Annotated in this window: 20 protein-coding genes; 5 read left to right on the forward strand and 15 right to left on the reverse strand. The window is 69.7% G+C overall.

The features are described from left to right. Both ASD43_RS07810 and ASD43_RS07815 read right to left on the reverse strand, forming a co-directional pair. Positions 1-1401 carry a threonine/serine ThrE exporter family protein gene (locus ASD43_RS07810; RefSeq protein WP_056415706.1) on the reverse strand — a complete coding sequence of 467 codons (1401 nt, stop codon included), beginning with the start codon at positions 1399-1401 and terminating at the stop codon, positions 1-3. 73 nt (positions 1402-1474) lie between these two features. Next, entirely contained in the window at positions 1475-1819 is a 345-nt protein-coding gene (locus ASD43_RS07815) for a DUF7882 family protein (RefSeq protein ID WP_056415709.1), read from the reverse strand. A 230-nt stretch (positions 1820-2049) separates the two neighbouring features. Here ASD43_RS07815 and ASD43_RS07820 point away from each other — a divergent pair, with 230 nt between their 5' ends. After that, on the forward strand, positions 2050-3234 hold the full coding sequence (locus ASD43_RS07820) for a zinc-dependent alcohol dehydrogenase (RefSeq protein ID WP_056415712.1): 1185 nt from the start codon (positions 2050-2052) through the stop codon (positions 3232-3234). Positions 3235-3237: 3 nt separating this feature from the next. On the opposite strand, the gene ASD43_RS07825 is transcribed toward ASD43_RS07820, so the two are convergent. Both ASD43_RS07825 and ASD43_RS07830 read right to left on the reverse strand, forming a co-directional pair. Then, a complete protein-coding gene (locus tag ASD43_RS07825; RefSeq protein WP_056415715.1) occupies positions 3238-4056 on the reverse strand; it encodes a CPBP family intramembrane glutamic endopeptidase in 819 nt (272 codons plus the stop codon). Positions 4057-4191: 135 nt separating this feature from the next. Continuing rightward, the gene (locus tag ASD43_RS07830) at positions 4192-4629 is read right to left on the reverse strand and encodes an SRPBCC family protein (RefSeq protein WP_056415718.1); all 438 of its coding nucleotides are present in this window, start codon (positions 4627-4629) and stop codon (positions 4192-4194) included. A gap of 226 nt (positions 4630-4855) precedes the next feature. Between ASD43_RS07830 and ASD43_RS07835 the strand changes: the two genes are divergently transcribed. Next, a complete protein-coding gene (locus ASD43_RS07835; RefSeq protein ID WP_056415721.1) occupies positions 4856-6151 on the forward strand; it encodes a hypothetical protein in 1296 nt (431 codons plus the stop codon). Between the two features lie 350 nt (positions 6152-6501). Here ASD43_RS07835 and ASD43_RS07840 read toward each other — a convergent pair whose 3' ends face one another. From ASD43_RS07840 to ASD43_RS07875, 8 genes are all read right to left on the reverse strand, one after another. Beyond that, the gene (locus ASD43_RS07840) at positions 6502-7059 is read right to left on the reverse strand and encodes a hypothetical protein (RefSeq protein WP_056415724.1); all 558 of its coding nucleotides are present in this window, start codon (positions 7057-7059) and stop codon (positions 6502-6504) included. Next, positions 7056-7751 carry a hypothetical protein gene (locus ASD43_RS07845; RefSeq protein ID WP_157550894.1) on the reverse strand — a complete coding sequence of 232 codons (696 nt, stop codon included), beginning with the start codon at positions 7749-7751 and terminating at the stop codon, positions 7056-7058. The genes ASD43_RS07840 and ASD43_RS07845 overlap by 4 nt, the downstream gene beginning before the upstream one ends. Before the next feature lie 36 nt (positions 7752-7787). Beyond that, positions 7788-8591 carry an endo alpha-1,4 polygalactosaminidase gene (locus ASD43_RS07850; protein ID WP_235564075.1) on the reverse strand — a complete coding sequence of 268 codons (804 nt, stop codon included), beginning with the start codon at positions 8589-8591 and terminating at the stop codon, positions 7788-7790. A 5-nt stretch (positions 8592-8596) separates the two neighbouring features. Next, a complete protein-coding gene (locus ASD43_RS07855) occupies positions 8597-9292 on the reverse strand; it encodes a DUF899 family protein (protein WP_056415730.1) in 696 nt (231 codons plus the stop codon). A 57-nt stretch (positions 9293-9349) separates the two neighbouring features. After that, positions 9350-10756 carry an MFS transporter gene (locus ASD43_RS07860; protein WP_235564077.1) on the reverse strand — a complete coding sequence of 469 codons (1407 nt, stop codon included), beginning with the start codon at positions 10754-10756 and terminating at the stop codon, positions 9350-9352. Positions 10757-10811: 55 nt separating this feature from the next. Then, a complete protein-coding gene (locus ASD43_RS07865) occupies positions 10812-11882 on the reverse strand; it encodes a carboxylate-amine ligase (protein ID WP_056415732.1) in 1071 nt (356 codons plus the stop codon). Positions 11883-11892: 10 nt separating this feature from the next. After that, positions 11893-12159 (reverse strand): DUF7218 family protein, encoded by a 267-nt coding sequence (locus tag ASD43_RS07870; protein WP_056415735.1) that lies wholly within the window; start codon positions 12157-12159, stop codon positions 11893-11895. Between the two features lie 65 nt (positions 12160-12224). Then, positions 12225-12431, reverse strand: coding sequence for a CsbD family protein (locus ASD43_RS07875; protein WP_056415737.1), 207 nt, complete (start codon positions 12429-12431; stop codon positions 12225-12227). 251 nt (positions 12432-12682) lie between these two features. On the opposite strand from ASD43_RS07875, the gene ASD43_RS07880 reads away from it, so the two are divergent. Beyond that, positions 12683-13039: a hypothetical protein gene (locus tag ASD43_RS07880; protein ID WP_235564079.1), complete on the forward strand. Its 357-nt coding sequence runs from the start codon at positions 12683-12685 to the stop codon at positions 13037-13039. A gap of 19 nt (positions 13040-13058) precedes the next feature. Here the strand turns inward: ASD43_RS07880 and ASD43_RS07885 are convergent, their stop codons facing one another. Further along, positions 13059-13406 (reverse strand): hypothetical protein, encoded by a 348-nt coding sequence (locus tag ASD43_RS07885; protein WP_056415743.1) that lies wholly within the window; start codon positions 13404-13406, stop codon positions 13059-13061. Positions 13407-13732: 326 nt separating this feature from the next. Between ASD43_RS07885 and ASD43_RS07890 the strand changes: the two genes are divergently transcribed. Then, positions 13733-14218 carry an FBP domain-containing protein gene (locus tag ASD43_RS07890; protein WP_056415746.1) on the forward strand — a complete coding sequence of 162 codons (486 nt, stop codon included), beginning with the start codon at positions 13733-13735 and terminating at the stop codon, positions 14216-14218. 62 nt (positions 14219-14280) lie between these two features. Beyond that, positions 14281-14907, forward strand: coding sequence for a Type 1 glutamine amidotransferase-like domain-containing protein (locus ASD43_RS07895; RefSeq protein ID WP_056415748.1), 627 nt, complete (start codon positions 14281-14283; stop codon positions 14905-14907). A gap of 230 nt (positions 14908-15137) precedes the next feature. Here ASD43_RS07895 and ASD43_RS07900 read toward each other — a convergent pair whose 3' ends face one another. Together ASD43_RS07900 and ASD43_RS07905 are read right to left on the reverse strand one after the other, a co-directional pair. Continuing rightward, positions 15138-15536 (reverse strand): ACT domain-containing protein, encoded by a 399-nt coding sequence (locus ASD43_RS07900; protein ID WP_056415753.1) that lies wholly within the window; start codon positions 15534-15536, stop codon positions 15138-15140. A 142-nt stretch (positions 15537-15678) separates the two neighbouring features. After that, entirely contained in the window at positions 15679-17997 is a 2319-nt protein-coding gene (locus tag ASD43_RS07905) for a beta-glucosidase family protein (protein ID WP_082539446.1), read from the reverse strand. Between the last annotated feature and the right edge of the window lie 7 nt (positions 17998-18004).

Here is an 18004-nt window from a genome sequence, read left to right on the forward strand (position 1 = left end):
TCAGCGCCGGACGCGCGCCCGCGTCTTCGCGACGCTGCTGAGCGTGGCTCGGACCGGCGTGCCCAGGTAGAGGCCGAGCGAGGCGCCGGAGGCGAGCCCGATCCCGATCACGGCGGCGCCGATCAGCGATCCGCCGGTACCGACCACGCCGCTCTGCGTCCCCACGGCGTGCACCATCTCGAGCAGCCCCTGGAACACCGCGACACCGGGCACCAGGGGGACGATGGCGGCGGTCGTGACGGCGACCGACGGCACATGCAGGTTGCGGGCGATGAGCATGCCGATGAAGCTCGAGGCCAGCGCGCCGATCGCGCTCGCCGCGGCCGGATGCAGGTTGAGACCGGTCATCGCCGTGTAGCCGGCGATGGTGACGGCGCTCAGAAGCGCGCTGACGAGGATGATCCTGAGGCCGGCGCCGTTGAAGACCGCGACGGCGATCGCCACGATGATCGCGCCCGCGAACTGGTTCACCAGCGGCCCGAAGGGGGCGGGATCATCGGGGAGTCCCATGGTGAAGCCGAACACCTTGCCGAGCTCGAGTCCGACGAGGATGCCGATCACCACGCCGAGCGTCTGCATCGTGAGATCGAGGATGCGTCCGCCTGCGGTCAGCGCGAAGCCGTCGATCGCGTCCTGCGCGGCGCCGACCACGGTGAGCCCGGCGAGCATGAGCACGATTCCGGACGCCACGATGATCGAGGGGCGGATGCCGACGAACGGCTCGATCCCGGCCGCGCCGAGCGCCGACACCGCCACGGCGACGATCGTGGTCACGAATCCACCGGCGATCTGGCTGAAGAAGAGGGGGACCCTGATGCGGGCGAGGCCGGCCTGGGTCAGTGCGGCGCAGAGAGCGGCCACGAAGGTGAGCCCGACGACGATCGGCGATGCTCCCAGCATGATGCTGACGCCGACGGCCAGCAGCGCCCTGGCCACGATCACCACCGGCTGCTGGTAGCGGAAGGGGAGCCGGCGCAGCGCCTTGAAGGCGATGCGAGCGGATTCGAGGTCGAGCCCGTCGTCGATGTCGGCGACGAGTGCCTGCACCCGCTGCAGCTTCGCATGATCGGGGGCGGCGACGCGCACGACGCGGACGAGGGTCTCGGGCCAGACCTCGCCGCTCAGGTGGAACGAGACGGTGATCGAGTTGTAGGTGACGTCGACCTGCACGTCGCGCATGCCGTACGCCGCGCAGATGCGGGTGATGGCGAGGGTCACCTCGTGCGCCGACGCGCCCACTCCGAACATCGATTCGCCGATGCGGGTGGCGAGATCGAGGACCCGCGGCACCGTGCGCTCGTCGATGACGGGCATGGCCTCGGTGAGGGCCACGGCCGACGGATCGGTGTGCAGGACTCTGCGCACGGAGGCGAGCAGTCGCCGTGGGGGATTCTGGGCCATAGCCTCATTCTCCCGCCTCGGAGACGCGTGTTCCGGCGACCCGCAGGACTGCGAGCGGATCGTCGGGACGACGTCAGGCGAAGGCCGGGGTCGGTGCCTTCTGGACCGGCGCGGAGGCGGGCTCCGAAGGCTCCGGGACCAGGTAGAGGCCGCTGGGGGCGTTCGCGGTGAACGCGAGAGCCTCGATCCAGTTGCGGTTGATCGAGGGCTGCCTGCTGCCGCTGTACTTGAACACGAGCGAGCTGCCGGCGTGCACCCATACGGTCGTGCGTCCGCCGCCCACGCTCATGTCCTCGCGCCAGGTGAACGAGAACGGCTCACCGCGACGCAGCTTGGTGGTGATGACCAGCTGCAGGTGCGTCAGCGCCCGGTCCTCGATCTCCGCCTTGACGCTTCCTTCATAGACGAGCTTGCCCATCGTGATCTCCTCAGTTCGCCACGGAACCCGTGCCACGCGGTGCAATCAGGATGATCACTGGCGGTATTCCAGCTTCCCACAGATACCCACCCCTCGGGCTGCGATCTCTCTCAGGATCAGTGCGCATGGCGTGACGTCGGCACCCGGGTCGAGCGTCTGTCAACCCTCTGTGCCGATCCGCCGGCGGGTGTGGAGTCTGGAAGACCGGTGAACGACGAGGAGGACGCACGATGAAGGCACTCACCTGGCAGGGCACCCGCTCCGTGGCGGTCGAGGAGGTGCCGGATCCCGTGATCGAGCATCCGACGGATGCGATCGTGCGGATCACCTCCTCGGCGATCTGCGGCTCGGATCTGCACCTGTACGAACTCCTCGGGCCGTTCCTCGACCGGGGCGACATCCTCGGTCACGAGCCCATGGGCGTCGTGGTGGAGGTCGGCGGCGCGGTGAAGGACCTGGCCGTCGGAGACCGTGTCGTGGTGCCGTTCACCATCTCCTGCGGGCACTGCTTCTTCTGCCTGCGCGGCCTGCAGTCGCAGTGCGAGACGACCCAGGTCACGGAGTACGGCAGCGGAGCCTCGCTCTTCGGTTACACCAAGCTCTACGGGCAGGTGCCCGGTGGACAGGCGGAGTACCTGCGCGTGCCGCTCGCGGACTACAACCACATCAAGGTCGCTTCTGACCTCCCCGATGAGCGCTACCTGTTCCTCAGCGACATCCTGCCGACGGCGTGGCAGGGCGTGGAGTACGCGGAGGTCCCCGAGGGCGGCACTCTCGCCGTGATGGGTCTGGGCCCGGTCGGCCAGTTCGTGGCGCGGATCGGCACGCACCGCGGATACCGTGTGCTCGCCGTCGACCCGGTCGCCGAGCGGCGCGAGATGGCCGCACGACACGGCGCCGAGGTCTTCGACCTCACCGACGACATCGTCGAGGAGCTGAGGGACCTCACGGGCGGGCGAGGTGCGGATGCCGCCGTCGACGCCGTCGGCATGGAGGCTCACGGAAACCCTGGCGTCTCGCTCGTGCAGAAGGCGGTGGGCCTGCTCCCCGATGCGGCGGCCCGGCAGGTCTTCGACAAGGCGGGCATCGATCGCCTCGCCGCGCTGTATTCGTCGATCGACGTCGTACGACGCGGAGGGACGGTGTCTCTGAGCGGCGTGTATGCGGGAGATGCCGACATCCTGCCGATGAAGACCATGTTCGACAAGCAGATCAGCCTGCGCATGGGGCAGTGCAACGTGAAGCGCTGGATCGACGACCTGATGCCCCTGGTCGAGGACCTCGCGGATCCGCTGGGCGTGATGGACCTCACCACCCACACCGCGCCGCTCGAGGACGCACCGAAGCTGTACGAGACCTTCCAGCGCAAGGAGGACGGCTGCATCAAGGTGGTGCTGCAGCCCTCCACGGTGTGACGGTCAGGCGGCCCCGTACGACGGGGCCGCCTGATCCCGTCCCACCCGCCCGCGGACGAAGAACAGTGCGATGAGCCCGACCACGATCACCGCGGGATTCCCGACGCCCGCGAGCGAGCTCAGGGCTCCTTCCACCGGGTAGGCGGTGTGCAGGAAGATGCTGGGGTCCGTGCTCGCGTGCAGCAGGATCGGCGCGATGATCGTTCCCGTCACCCGCATCGCGAGGTACATGCAGACACCGAAGGCGAACGTGTAGACGAGCTGGAACAGTGTCGCGGGCAGCGACTGGCCCGTGAGGAGGTTGCCGGCGTGCAGCGCCGCGAACAGCGCCGACGAGATCGCCGCCACGACGATCTCGCGCTGCCCGGCCCGGCGGAGCAGCGTGACCACGAGTCCCCGGGTGAGCACCTCCTCGGCGAAGCCGATGAAGAGTCCCGTGAGCAGCCAGGTCGCGACGACCTGCGTCCCCGCGGCGCCGTAGTCGAACGAGAGCAGATGCAGCACGTTGAACAGGAGCACCACGGCGACAGCGATCCACATCCAGCCGCGCCCGCGGATCGGCTGCGGACGGAAGAGCTGATGCAGCCAGCCGACCGACGCGGCGAAGCCGATCAGGAGCAGGCATCCGATCAGGATCGGCGCGGCGTAGAAGACGAGGATGCCCGCTGCGCTGCCCGGATCGTCGATCTGCGTGGCGAGCGGTGTCAGCAGCAGCGAGAGGCCGTTGTAGAGGACGAAGTACACGACGACCAGCACCACGGCACGCCACCAGCCACCGCGGTCCCAGAAGCGGGTCCAGCCCGACCGTGTCGCCTCGCTCATGGATCTCCCGTCGCATCCGCGACGGTCGCGGCCCCTTCGCACGAATATATGGGTTGGTTCCCTCCGCGCGGCAGATGCGGATGCCGGTACGGATCACGCGGTGCGGGGCAGGCGGCGTGGGGCAGGCGGTGCGGGTCAGGCGGCGAGACCTTCGGCGAGGTACGCCAGCCGGTGCAGCGTCTCGGAGTTCCGCCAGCGCAGCAGGGGCGTCGTGAGCACGCCCGGCAGCAGCGTGGCCGGTCCGCTCACGGGCTCCTCGTCGATGCGCACCATCGTTCCGTCGCCGTACGAGCGCACGCGCAGGGTGACGCGTGCTTCGCCGATCGGCCAGCCCTTGGCCCGCATCACCATGCGGTGCGGCGGATCCCATTCCTCGACCACGGTCGTGTCGTCGAGGAGCGCCGGCCAGACCCCCACCGAGTGGTGGAGTTCGGCGCCCGGCCGGGGCCAGGTCTCGTCGACGTCGCGCATCCTCGATGCGCCGACGACCCAGGCGGGGTAGAGCCAGCCGTTCCCCAGAACCCGGAACACGTCCTCCGGGATGCAGCTCATCGTGCGTACGTTCTTCGCCATGTCGACTCCTGTTCTCGGTCACGCGGTCGCGGGTTCTCAGTCACGCGGACGCGGTCCGTCTGCGGCGATCCTCCCTGTATCGTGCGGGCCGGTCACGCCCTTGACCGAGGGGGTTGACGGCCGTGCTGCGTGATGCCCCGAGGGAACGGGCGCCCTGCGATGCGTGCCCGTTCCCTCGGTGGGCCTCCGCCACAGGCCGGGCGCGTGACCGGCTACGGTAGGGCACATGTCGCAGGCCTTCCGGATCTTCGCGCGCATCGTCGCCGGGCACTGGCCCGCGCTCATGGCGTGGTACCTCGGGGGAGAGGCTCTGCACCGGGTGCTCATCGAGCTCGCGGGTTTCGTCGGCGGCCACACCACACTCGGCGGTCTGCTGCTGCTGCCGCTCGCGGTCGCCGCTCGACTCGTCTCGTACGTCGCGATGTACCTGACTGTGCGGCCGTCGCTGCCGCACAGCCGCAGAGAGGACGCCGGAGGCATCCGCGAGTTCGCCTCCGCCACGTTGGCCGCGATCCTGCCCTTCTTCGCGTTCTACACGGCGTGGGGGCTGCTCGACGCAGACCAGATCGAGTTCTTCCAGATCGCGAGTTCGATCGCGCTCGCGGATTCCGGATACGACCTCGCTCAGGTCGGCGACCGAGGCGGCCTGATCGCGGTCGGCATCCTTCCGGTCGCCGTGCTGCTCATCGCCCTCCTCACGCGCGTGCTCTTCACCCGCTACGCCGCACGATTGCCGCGCTGGACCATCGTCCTCGCCACCTATGCCGAGGTGCTGTGGACGTTCATGCTGTTCACACTCGTCGCCCGCTGGTGGACGAGTGTTCTCGGCTGGTTCTCCCAGCGCGAGGCGGTCGGCTGGCTGCAGGGCGTCGGCGACTGGTTCGCCGTCAACCTCGCCCCGGTCGCGATCGTGTGGGAGGGGGCGACCTGGGTCGTCGGCATCCTGGTCGCGGCCCTCATCGTCCCTGCGGCCTGGCTGACGGTCGCAGGCGTGATCTTCGGCACCACCTTCGACTCCACCCCCTCTCTCGGGCGCTGGGGGGGAGCGGCGGCGCGAGGCGCGGCGCGGGGGGCAGCGATGAGCGTCGCGCGCACCCTGGTGATGCGACTGGAAGGGCTGTGGGCCGCCGTCGCGGTGATCTGGCGGGGAGGACCGCTGCTCTACGGCGCCTATGCCCTCTCCTACGCGGCCTGGGCGCTCGCCGAGCAGGCGGGGACCCGCGGCGTGCTGCAGGTGATCGGCGGTCACGAGGCATCGTTCTGGGCCGGACTCTTCCCCCTGGTCACTGTGGCGGTCGCTGCCGTGACCGAGCCGCTCAGGGTCGCGATCGTCGCGACGGCGTACGACGGGGTGATCGGGCGACCTCAGTCAGAACTCGACACCAGGCCCTCAGGGATCGATGTCGAAACGGGCCAGATCGTCGTCGCTGCCCTCGATGTCGAGCCGGAACGGTCCGTCGGCGTCGTCGGGAAGCAGGAAGACGAGCAGGATGCGGTACGCATCCGTCTCGACGGTGCATGAGCTCTCGCCGTCATCGGATGATACTTCGAGGCCCTTTCGCGAGCTGACCCAGGTGCGCGACGAGTCCGGCTCGGTGAGTGTCGATCGTCCGCAGAGCGAGGCGTCGAAACCTCCGCTCGACGACAACCGCACGCTGAGCGTGCGCGAGCCCGACGGAGCCTCGAACTCGCCCCACTCGGTGGCGCCGAGTGTCAGGGTCTGCCCGGCGATGTCGACGCTCGTGTCGGCCTCGACGACCCGGTCGGTCGGACGCGCGCTCGGCAGGATATCGAGCCAGATCGTGACCGCGACCATCGCGACAGCAGCGACGACGAGCGCGATCAGCGCCGTGCGTTGCCTGCGCCACCAGCTCACGGAGTGCTCCATGCGGGGGCCTCGATGTCGAGGGTCGGAACTCGTGGCAGGTCGTCCAGAGCGAGGGATATGGCGATGAGGTCGTCGAGCTCGGCGGTGTAATACGAGGTGGTCAGGCGCAGCTCCGCGGTTCCCGCGACGACGTCGGGAGGCAGCTCGAACGCCAGCATGCCGTCGGTGTCCGTGCCGACCCGCAGCGGTGCACCCTTGAGAGTCGTCGCGACCCGTTCGCTGGAGTGGAACACGCGGTCGCCGATCGCCAGCGCCGCCAGCTGGATCGCGGCATCCGCCTCGGTGGTGGGCGCAGAGGCGGTGACCCTCACCACGAGCCAGTTGCCCTCTGCGCTCCAGTGGGAGGTGGGAACGGCGACCTCATCGGCGAAGGTCGCGTCGGACGCCGTCGCGATCAGAGAGCGCGACTGCACGGCGTCGCCGACCGCCCCACGCAGCAGAAGGGGGCCGATCACCGCGTCGTCGCCGGGGGTGACGGCGGTGAGCGCTCCGGCGCCGAGCAGCAGCACGCCGCCCAGGATCCAGGGGCGAGCGCGCTTCATCGCGCATCCTCCGCGGCGACGGTGATGCGCGCGCCGACTTCTGCGGCGCGCCAGCTGACAGCGTTCGACGAGAGGATCACCGTTCCACGACGCACCTCCGCCTCGTGGACATCGAGAGAGACCTCGCCGTCCGAGAGCGCCTCCTCCGGCACGGTCCAGGCGAAGGTGACCTGACTCGGTACGCCCGGCTGGAGGATCACCTGTCCGGCTGAACCGTCGGCGCGCCAGACCGACACGGAGTCGGTCGCCGTCGCATCCGCCAGCTCGAGGAGGGGACCGGCGGTGTTGATGAAGTTGGCCTTCGTGCGGTCGGCGGTGGTGCCGACGCCGATCGGCGCATCCGTCAGGTTCTCCATGCGTGTGGTCATCACGAGGAGCTTTTCGCCCGGGTCGGCGCTCAGATACTCGGATTCGATCTCCGTGGCGACCTCGGCGCCGAGCACCGTGATCGCGTAGGTCGACATGCGTGCCTCGTCGCCGACGCCGAGTTCGGGCGGGTGCACGGTGGCCCGGGTGAAACCGCCCGTCACGCCCACCACGAGCAGGACAGCGGTGGCCGTCGACGCGGCGATCCAGATTCCCCGTGGTACGTCGAGGATCGCCCGACCCCATCGCGCGATGATCGCGCGCGCGGACAGCACGGGCGGGGCGGTGTCATGACCCGCTCCCTCGTGATCCCCCGTCATGCTCACGGGGTCAGCCTACTCACGCCCGTCGCCCCGCGACGATTACGGGCAGGTCTCGAACACGTACCCCTCGACATCCGGAGTGACGAGGTCGCGATCGCGCAGCACCATCGAGGCGGGGGACTCGGGATCGGCGCACATCTCGTCGAACGACCGCGGGAGCTCGTCGCTGTACTCGATGTCGATCACGGCATCGCCGTAGACGGCGGCGTAGACGCCGCATTCCTCGTAGACCGCGCACTCTTCGACCACGGCGAAGTCGAACCCGGCGCGCTCGTGCAGGACCACCGCATCCTCCGCCGCGTTCTTCTGCCCTGCCGCGAGCCCCGAGGCGTGGGCGACATCGACGAGCAGGGTGGCGAGGGCGAGGTTGTCGTCGAGAGTGAGCGCGTCATGAGATCGCGTGTACGAGTCGAGATTGTCGAACTCGACCGCGTCGAAGCCCGACGTCGCACACCCCTCGATCCAGGCCCCGACGGTCTCGGCGATGCGCTGACGCCGATCGTCCGTCGACGTGTCGAGCAGCGCCTCATCCGGCCAGTCCGGATCGAACACCGGCTCGCCGTCGCGCTGCAGCAGCAGGTCGCTCGGCCAGGACTCGAGCTCACCGGGCTGCGTCTGGAACCCGTTGACGTAGCAGACCGAGTACAGTCCGTCCGCCGGTTCGTCCGACCGATCGCGGCCCACGATCCCGACGCCGTCTGCCGGATCGTAGCCGCCGCCGAGCTGGTAATCGGGGGTGGCGCCCGCCGGCGGGAGAGCGGCATCCGGTGCCGCCGGTGGCGCGGCCGCCGCGCACCCGGCGAGAGCGAGGGCGAGCAGGGCCGCGGCCACCGCGGCCGCCACGCGCCTCAGTTGCCGGCCCCGTACAGTGCGGCGATCTCTTTCGAACCCATCCCCTGATCGTACGTGCCGTGCTGTGGCCATCCGGCGGGCGAGTCCTCCCACTCCTCCTGGCGGCCGTAGGGGAGGAGGTCCACCAGGCCGTGCAGGTGGCTGAGCCGCTCGGTGCCGCGGCCGTTCGTGTGCCACGTGCGGTACACGGTGTCACCGTCGCGCAGCAGGACGTTCACCGCGAAGCCCTCGTTCGGCCCGGCATCCATGTCCGTGCCGAAGGTGCTGTCGGCGCTCGAGTACCAGTCCATCCGATTGCCGACCCGGTCGCGATACGCCAGGGCTTCGTCGATCGGTCCGTTCGTCACGATCACGAAGCGCGCGTCGTAGTACCGCTCCAGCACGTCGAGCCGTGTGAACTGCGAGGTGAAGCCGGTGCAGCCGGGGCACTGCCACTCGTTGCCGTCGGACCACATGTGGTTGTACACGATGAGCTGCGGATGCTCGCCGAAGATCTCGGCGAGACCCACCGGCCCGTCGGCGCCGATGAGCGTGTAGGGCGGCAGCTGCACCATCGGCAGACGACGCCGCTGCGCGGCGATCGCGTCGAGTTCACGGGTCGCCGCCTTCTCGCGCACACGCAGTGCCTCGAGATCGCGACGCCACGTCTCGGCATCGACGATGGGCGGAAGGGGAGACGGGGTGCTGCTCATGACGGACCTCCGGATGCTCGGGCGGTGAACTCAGTCTGCGCCCGGCCACCGACACGGTCAACCGATGGGCGTCGAGGCTCCGTCGACCGTCTCGGCGGGCGCGTCTTCGGCCGGGTTGCGACGGATGCCGATCCACGACACCACGCCACCGAGCACGAGCAGGCTCGCGGTGACCAGAGCGGCGTTGTGGAAACCCGCGAGATCGAGGGTGCCGCCGATGATGGTCGACAGCATCGCCACGACGAGCAGGCCCGCGACACGGGACACGGCGTTGTTGACGGCGGATGCGATGCCGGAGCGCGACTCGTCGATGGCCCCGAGGATCGCCGAGGTGAGCGGCGCGACCGTCAGAGACAGACCGAGTCCCATCACGATCATGGCCGGCAGCACCTGCCACCAGTAGTCGAAGCTCTCGGCGACAGTCAGCAGAAGCAGCGCACCCGCGGCCATGACGATCGGTCCGACCGTCATGAAGATGCGGGGCCCGAACCTGCCCGCCCACGATCCGGCGCGTGAGCTGAGGAGGATCATCAGGATCGTCAGCGGCAGGCTGGCGAGACCCGCGGCGGTGGCGGCGAGCCCCGCACCCTGCTGCAGGTAGACGCCGACCACGAAGCCGTTGAGCGAGAGGGCGGCGTACACGAACAGGGTCGCCACGTTGCCCCAGGCGAAGTCGCGCACGCGGAACAGCGAGAGCGGCATGAGGGGAGCGGTCGAACGCTGCTGGCGCACCAGGAACCACGCGAACAGGGCCGCCCCCGCGAGGCCGGGCACCCAGATCGCGGGGGACTGCCAACCGAGGTTCGGCTGCTCGATCAGCGCGAACACGACCGCACCGAGGCCGATCGCGCACAGGGCGCCGCTGAGCCAGTCGACCTTCACGCCGCTCGGCTTCTCGGCGAGCTTCAGACGCGACAGCAGCACCAGCGTGACGGCGATCGGGAGCACGTTGATGAGGAACACGAACCGCCAGGACAGGAAGTCGACGAACAGTCCGCCCAGCAGCGGGCCGACCAGCTGAGCGCCGGTCGTGAACGCCGTCCAGGTGCCGATCGCGCGTGACTGCACGTCGGCGCGCATGGTCGCCGTGATCAGGGCCAGTGAACTCGGCACCAGCAGAGCACCGGCCGCTCCCTGCGCAGCCCGGGCGATGATCAGGATGAGCGGATCGGGCGCTGCGGCCACCGCGACAGACGCGACGCCGAACGCGATCAACCCGATGCGCATCACGAGCACCCGGCCATAGGCGTCGGACAGCGACCCCGCGAGGAGGATCAGGGCGCTGAGGGTGATCAGGTACGCGTCGACCACCCACTGCTGGGTCGTGATGCCGCCGCCGAGCTCCCTGCTGATCGCGGGCAGCGCGACGGTCACCACCGTCCCATCGAGGAACGTCACGAACGAGGCGAGCACGGCGACCGAGATCACCAGACGTTGGAGCGGGGCGAAGCGGGAGGTGGCCACAGCCAGACACTACTCCCGCCCGGGGACGGCCGGGGCGGCGCCGCCGACGCGCGCGTCAGAGCGTGGCGGTGCCCTCGAGGTAGAGGTCGCGCAGCCCCGCGGTGCCGTTCTCGGCGTAGGCGCGCAGCTGCCGCTGCGCTCCGGTGCCGTCCGTCGCGACGCGCGCGAGCCCCTCGGCGACGAGATCGGCGTCGCCCAGTCGATCGAGGGTCGGGGTGAGACGGTCGAGCAGGCCCGCGCTGATGCGTCGGACGGAGGCGACCTCGCCGGTGAGCGGATCGACGAGTCGCGCATCCGGCCCGAATCGTGCGGCTGTCCACAGTGACGCGTCGATCACGTCGAGCGGCATCGGTGCCGCTGCGTCGAAGGCGTCGCTGGTCATGATGCCGCGACACAGGGCGGCGGCGAGAAGGGTGTCTTCGGCATCGAGCTGCGCGTCGAACACCCGCACCTCGACCGTCGGGAAGCGCTCCGACAGTCGCACCGTCCATGACAGCGAGCTCGCATCCGCGATCGCCCCCATCGAGACGAGCTGATCGATGCGGGTGCGGTAGTCGTCGAGGTCCTCGAAATGCGGAGGGCTCCACGACGACGGCAGCCTGTGGATCAGGATGCTGCGCCAGCTCGCGAATCCGGAGTCGCGGCCGTGGGTGAAGGGGGAATTGCCGGTCAGTGCGAGCAGGGTGGGCAGCCAGGCGCGGATGCGGTTGAGCACGCGTACGCGCTCCTCGTCGCCGTCGACCTCGACGTGCACGTGCACCCCGTTCACCTCGTGCTCGCGCGTGATCTCGCCGAGCTGCGCCGAGACGGCGTCGTAGTGGGGGGAGGACGAGACCACGAAGCGGTTGGGGGAGATGAACGGTGTGCCGGAGCAGGCGACGATGGCGCCGTGCATCGCGGCCGCGCGGCCCAGCCGACTGCGCGTTCGCCGCAGATCCGCCCTGGCCTGCTCGGTGGTGGTGACGGGCGCGGTGGCCGACTCGAGCTGGCACGTGAGGTACTCCGCGGTGAGGCCGGGACCGACCTCTCGCAGGATCTCGTCGCGCGCCTCGACGCTCATGCCCGAGGGGACGAGGGTCTGCTCATCGAGCAGTACGAACTCCTCTTCGATGCCGAATCGGGCCACGGGGGTGAACCTAGTGGTCCCTGAGCGTGGAGATCAGCTTCTCTTTGCGCATGCGGCTGTAGCCCGACAGACCCAGCTCCTTGGCGCGGGCGCGCAACTCCGAGACCGTCCAGTCCTCGTAGTCGCCATGCTCTCCGCCGCGTCTGCCGACCGCGCTGCGGCCGTCCCTCGCCGCCGCATTCGAGATGCGCGCGGCCTTCTCCTTCGAGGCGCCGTCGTCTCGGAGCTCCTCGTAGAGCTCCGGATCCTTGAGCGAACTGTTCCTGCGTCCGGGCATGACCTCTACTCCTCTCTCGTCGGCGGGACTGCACCGGCGGGCTCGCGCCCGCCGGTGGGGGACACTCAGTCCTTGAGACCGTCCCGAAGGTTCTCGCCGGCGTTGTGCGCGGCATCCTTCACGTTCTCGCCGGCCTGCTTGGCCGACGCCTTGGTCTGGTCGGAGCGGCCTTCGGCCTCGAGCTTCTCGTTGTCGGTGACCTTGCCGACGCCCTCTTTGATCTTGCCGCCGACCTTCTCGGCCGAGTTCTTGATGTCGTCTGCTCCGCTCATGGCGTGCCGTCCTCTCATCTGTCGATCACTGTCCGACCAACCTCGCACGGGCCACGGATGCTGCACACGGGATTGACAACGAGCGCGGCTCGTGAGAGCCGCGGATCGACCGTCGACGTGGACGTCCGGGCGGACTAGCCTGGCCCTCAGGCGGGTGGTCCTGCCCGTTCTCACCCCGGCTGCGGCCGACGACGGAGGCGGTACAGATGGACTCGATGATGATGGGCGCCATGACGCAGAGCATGAAGTCGATGCCCGACATGGCGGCGATGGACATGTCCGTCCTGCAGGCGTGCATGGACGCCTGCGCGGCATGCGAGCAGGCGTGCACCGTGTGCTCGACGCAGATGATGGACTGCAGCCCCGCGTGCATGAACTGCGCCGACATGGCGGGCACCATGATGAGGTCGATGCTGCGGATGCAGGGGATGACCCCCGCGTCGATGATGGCGATGCTCGACGCCTGCATCGCGATGTGTCAGACCTGCATGGACGAGTGCATGCAGCACGCGGATCACAGCGACGTCTGCCGGATGTGCGCCCAGGCCTGCAAGGACTGCATGGATGCCTGCATGGCAGTGAAGGACATGATGATGGCGAGCGCCTGACGCTCGCTCTCCGAAGGTCTCAGACGAGTGCGATGTTGAACTGCGTCCGCCCCACGGACAGGACGCCGTAGCGCACGTGCAGCGCGACCGGGGTGCCGATGGGAGCTTCGAGAGCGGCCCCCGCCGCACTCCAGATCTCGTGGGCGGTGCCGTCGAGTGTGCGCACGGCGAGGGTTCCCGAGAGCGCGTCGGCGTGCTCCACGACCGCATCGACCCAGTCGCTCGGAGTCGCCGATGCCATGCGCGCCCGGATGAGGTGCAGGGCGTGGCCGTCGGCGAAGGAGGAGCACGCGAAGCCGTGCCGGCACATGCACGCGGAACGCTCACGCACCGAGAGGGGCGGAAGGCTGTTCAGCGGCGTGGACACGGTGGTCTCCTTCGTGAGTGGACGTTCCGGCAAGAGTAGGTCGGTCGCGACACCGAGGGAACCGGGACCGACACGCGGTGAAACAAACGGGCGTAGACTCTCCGGGTGCTGTTGTCGAAGAGTGCTCCCCGGACGCCGGGTAGAGCGCGGAACGGAGCCGTGGGCGCACTCAGCGCCGCGGGCAGAGGCTGACGATCGGCCGGAGGCGGAACATCCGTCCCCGGTGGCCCGTCGTACCCCGCATCCGTCGTGATGCGCTCCCTCTTCTCCTGCCGCCGCTCGGCGGCCCGCCGCTTCGCGCGGCCGACACGAAAGTCTGCACCCTCATGCGTCCCATCGACGAGCGCACCCTGCGCGCCTCCTTCCTCAACGCCTCCCGCAAAGAGGTCTCCGACCTGACCCTGCCCCCGGGCTTCGCCGACCTCGACGTCGAGAAGCTCGACTACCTCGGCTGGGTCGATCCGAAGCTCCCCCGTCGCTCATACGTCGTCGCCTGGGTCGACGACGTCGTCACCGGCGTCATCCTGCAGCGGGCGGAGCAGCGCGTTCTCGCCAGGGCGCAGTGCTCCTGGTGCGAGGACGTGACGCTCCGCAACGACGTGCAGCTCTACGTCGCACGCAAGGCGGGCCCCGCCGGCCGCAAGGGCGACACCATCGGCACCCTGCTGTGCGCGGAGTTCGGATGCTCGCAGAACGTGCGGATGCTGCCGCCCTTGGCCTATGAGGGATACGACCGGGAGCTCGCCCGGGAGATGCGCATCCTCAGGCTGCAGGAGCACGTCGGGTCCTTCATCGCCGCCGTGCGCAGCTAGAGCGAGGCGCTTCCGCGGCCAGGGGGGCGGACGATGTCGGGGGCGATTCGTACGCTGGACGGATGAAGCTCCTCCTCCTCTCCCGCAATCCCGGGGCGATGCGTCCGTTCCTCGACGGCGTGCGCCCCGGGGCACCCCTGCGCGTCGGCTACATCCGCGATGCCCAGGTCGCGTATGCCGGCGCGCCCTTCGTCGCCGCCGAACGTCGCGCCGTCGAGGCTCTCGGGCACGAGATCGTCGACATCACGGTGCGGGATCTCACGTCATCCGCTTTCGCGGCGACGCTCTCCACCGTCGACGCCGTGTATGTCGCGGGCGGCAGCACGTTCGCTCTGCTCGAGGCGCTCACGATCACGGGGAGCGACGTCGTCCTCGCCGAGCGGGTGCGCGACGGGATGCCGTACATCGGATGCAGCGCAGGGTCGATCATCGCCGGGCCCGACATCACCCCCGCCTCGCTCATGGACGATCCCGCCGATGCGCCGTCCCTCACCGAGTTCGCAGGCCTGGGGCTGATCGACCGCACGGTGATCCCCCATGCCGACGGACTGCTCGAGCCCTACCCGTCCTCGCTGATCGACGAGACCATCGCACGGTACGGATCGAGTCACCGGCTTCTGCCGCTGCGCGACGATCAGGCGCTGCTCGTCGACGGCGATCGGGAGACGGTGATCGACTCGGCGGACTGAGGGGACGACTAGGGAGCAGCGCTGCGGCGCGACATCCGTCTCGTCGTGCGTCGGACGATCTCGAAGCGGGCGGGGCTCTCCGTCGCGGCGGTGGGTTCTGACCTGATCGGAAGTTTCGCCGATCGGCGACTCTGGGCGCCGTCGTCGTAGTTCCTGATCTTCGCCCTTGGCGGCGTGATCCACCGGAAGTGCGTCGCCGCTGTTCTCCTGGTCAAACAGGTCCCGCAGGGCTAAATGAGCAGGTGACCGGCGTTCGTGAGTGCGTCCTCTGCACGATCCGCGTCTCCGCGGGGAACCATCAGTACATCGCCGTCGTAGGTGGAGACGACGAACACAGGGCAGCCGATCGCCGACAGCGGAGACACCAGCGATGTCACCACTCCCGTCAATCCGAAGGGGATGGGGCCACCGACGTACAGGGCGGCCCAGGGCCCGTCGATCTCGGCGTCGGGCGGTGCGGAGCCAGCGGGGCACACGATGGATATCTCCTGCGGGGTGCGCGTGATCGAGACGAAGGGGCCTTCGCCGATCACGTCGACCAGGAGGGAACGGACGTCGGACGACACAGGAAAACGCGCGACGACGTATTCGCCCGGGAGGCGCTGCAGCGTGACGGGGGAAGTGGGCATGAATGCGACCCTTCACTACATTGCGCGGAAGGCTCTCAGCTGGAGCCACTGCATTCGCGCGGTCCTACGATACGGCACTGCCCCGGAGTGCTCAGGGTCTCGGAGCACGAGTGGGCGCGCCGAGACTCGATCTCGTCGCGCGTCACACGATCTCGAAGCGGGCCACCGTCTCCTCCTCGTCGCAGGCACCGCCGACCCACAGTCGGATCGTGCCGGGCTCGACGCGCTTCACGCCGTCGAGCCCGGTGAACGCGAGACGGTCGATCGGCACCTCGAAGCGCACGACCACCTCGGCGCCCGGCAGCAGCGCGACCCGGCGGAAGTCCAGCAGCTGGGCGACCGGACGGGCCACGCTCGCGACCTCGTCGTGCGCGTACAGCTGCACCACATCCGTGGCCGCCACCGCACCGGTGTTGCGCACCCGCACGGAGGCGTGGAGTGTCTCGCCGGCGGCGACCGATGCGGGGGCCGTGAGCCCCTCGTGCGCGAAGGTCGTGTAGCTCAGGCCGAACCCGAAGGGCCGCACGGGCGTGGGGTCGGCGCTGGTCACATCGGTGCGACCGCCCAGCACCGCGTGCAGGTACGAGTACGGCTGCGCCCCCGCCGAGCGGGGCAGCGAGACCGGCAGTCGACCCGACGGCACCACGCGTCCGCTCAGCAGACCCGCGAGCGCCGGAGCGCCCTCCTCTCCGGGGAAGAACGTCTGCACGACGGCCGCCGGTCGCCGGGGCGCGGCGGCGGGAGCGGATGCCGGGGCGGTCGCCGGCGCCGGGGCGTTCACGGCCCCGAGTCCGACCATCGTGCCCGTGGCGCCGGCGCGCGCGGGCAGCGCCCAGTCGAGCTCGTAGGGGCGACCGGTCATGGCGATCAGGACCACCGGTGTGCCGGTCGCGACGATGCTCTCGACGAGCTCGCGCTGGATCCCGGGGAGCCCGAGATCCTCGACGTCGTTGCCCTCGCCGACCGTGCCTCGCCCGAACAGCCCGGCGCGATCGCCCACCACGACGATCGCCAGGTCGGCTGCGTGTGCGGCCGCCACCGCGTCGGGGATGCCGGAGCGGTCGGCGCCCTCGACGTCGCACCCGAGGGTCGTGGTGACCTCCGCGAGCGGGAACTCGTCGCGCACGGCGTCGACGACCGTCGGCAGAGCGATGCCGGCGGGCGTGCCGGGGTGGTGCGCGAGCACGTGGTTGACGAACGAATAGCACCCCATCAGCGCGTCGGCGCTGTCGGCGTTGGGGCCGATCACCGCGATGCGCGAGGGGGCGCTCCCTTCGAGCGGCAGCACGCCGTCGTTGCTGAGCAGCACGATGGATTCCTCGGCCAGGCGCCGGGCGAGTTCGCGATGCTCCGCCGGGTCGAGGTCGATGTCGGTCGGGGGCGAGGTGAAGTCGGCATCCAGCAGCCCGAGCTCCTCCTTCTGCGACAGGACGCGTGCGACCGCGCGGTCCAGGTGCACCTCGGAGACTCGGCCGTCGCGCACCTGCGCGGCGAGGGTCAGATAGGCGTCGGGAGAGGGGAGCTCCACGTCGAGGCCCGCGGTGAGGGCGAGTCGCGCCGCCTCCGCCTTGTCGGCCGCGACGCGGTGCATGGTGCGCAGGAAGTCGACGGCGAAGTAGTCCGACACCACCACGCCGTCGAACCCCCACCGGTCGCGGAGGATCTCGGTGAGGTAGTGGGCGTCGGCGGTGACCGGCACACCGTCGATGTCGACGTAGGAGTTCATCACGCTGCGCACCCCGCCCTCGCGGACGGCCATCTCGAACGGGGGGAGGAGCACGTCCTCGATCTCGCGCCGACCGGCGCTGACCGGGGCGTGGTTGCGTCCGGCGCGAGACGCGGAATAGCCGACGAAGTGCTTGAGCGTCGCGTGCACCCCCTCGGACTGCAGCCCTCGGACGTAGGCGGTCCCCACCCGTCCGACGAGCAGAGGATCCTCGGCGATGCACTCGTCGACCCGCCCCCATCGGGGATCGCGGATCACGTCGAGCACCGGGGCGAGCCCCTGGTGCACCCCCAGCGTGCGCATCGACGACCCGATCGCCCGGCCGACCTCCTCGACGAGTTCGGAATCGAAGGATGCGCCCCACGCCAGCGGCGTGGGGAAGGTCGCGGCCTTCCAGGCGGCGAGCCCGGTCAGACACTCCTCGTGCACGAGGGCGGGGATGCCCAGTCTGGTCTCCGTCTGCAGCCGACGCTGCTCCGCCCAGAGCCAGGCCGCCCGTTCGGCGGGGTCGACAGGGCGGGTGCCGTAGACCCTCGTCAGGTGACCGATCCCGTGCGCGGTCGCCTCGTCGTACCGGGTTGAGCTCTGCTTCTCGCCGGCCATCGGGGCGACCACCTCATCGCCCTGATCGACCCAGAAGCCGACCAGCTGCGCCTGTTTCTCGTCGAGCGTCATCTCGGCGAGCAGCGCATCGACGCGGGGGGAGTGGCGTGCTTCGCCAGGGGACTGCGACATCGTGGTC

The organism is Microbacterium sp. Root553, from assembly GCF_001426995.1.
Classification (GTDB): Bacteria; Actinomycetota; Actinomycetes; order Actinomycetales; family Microbacteriaceae; genus Microbacterium.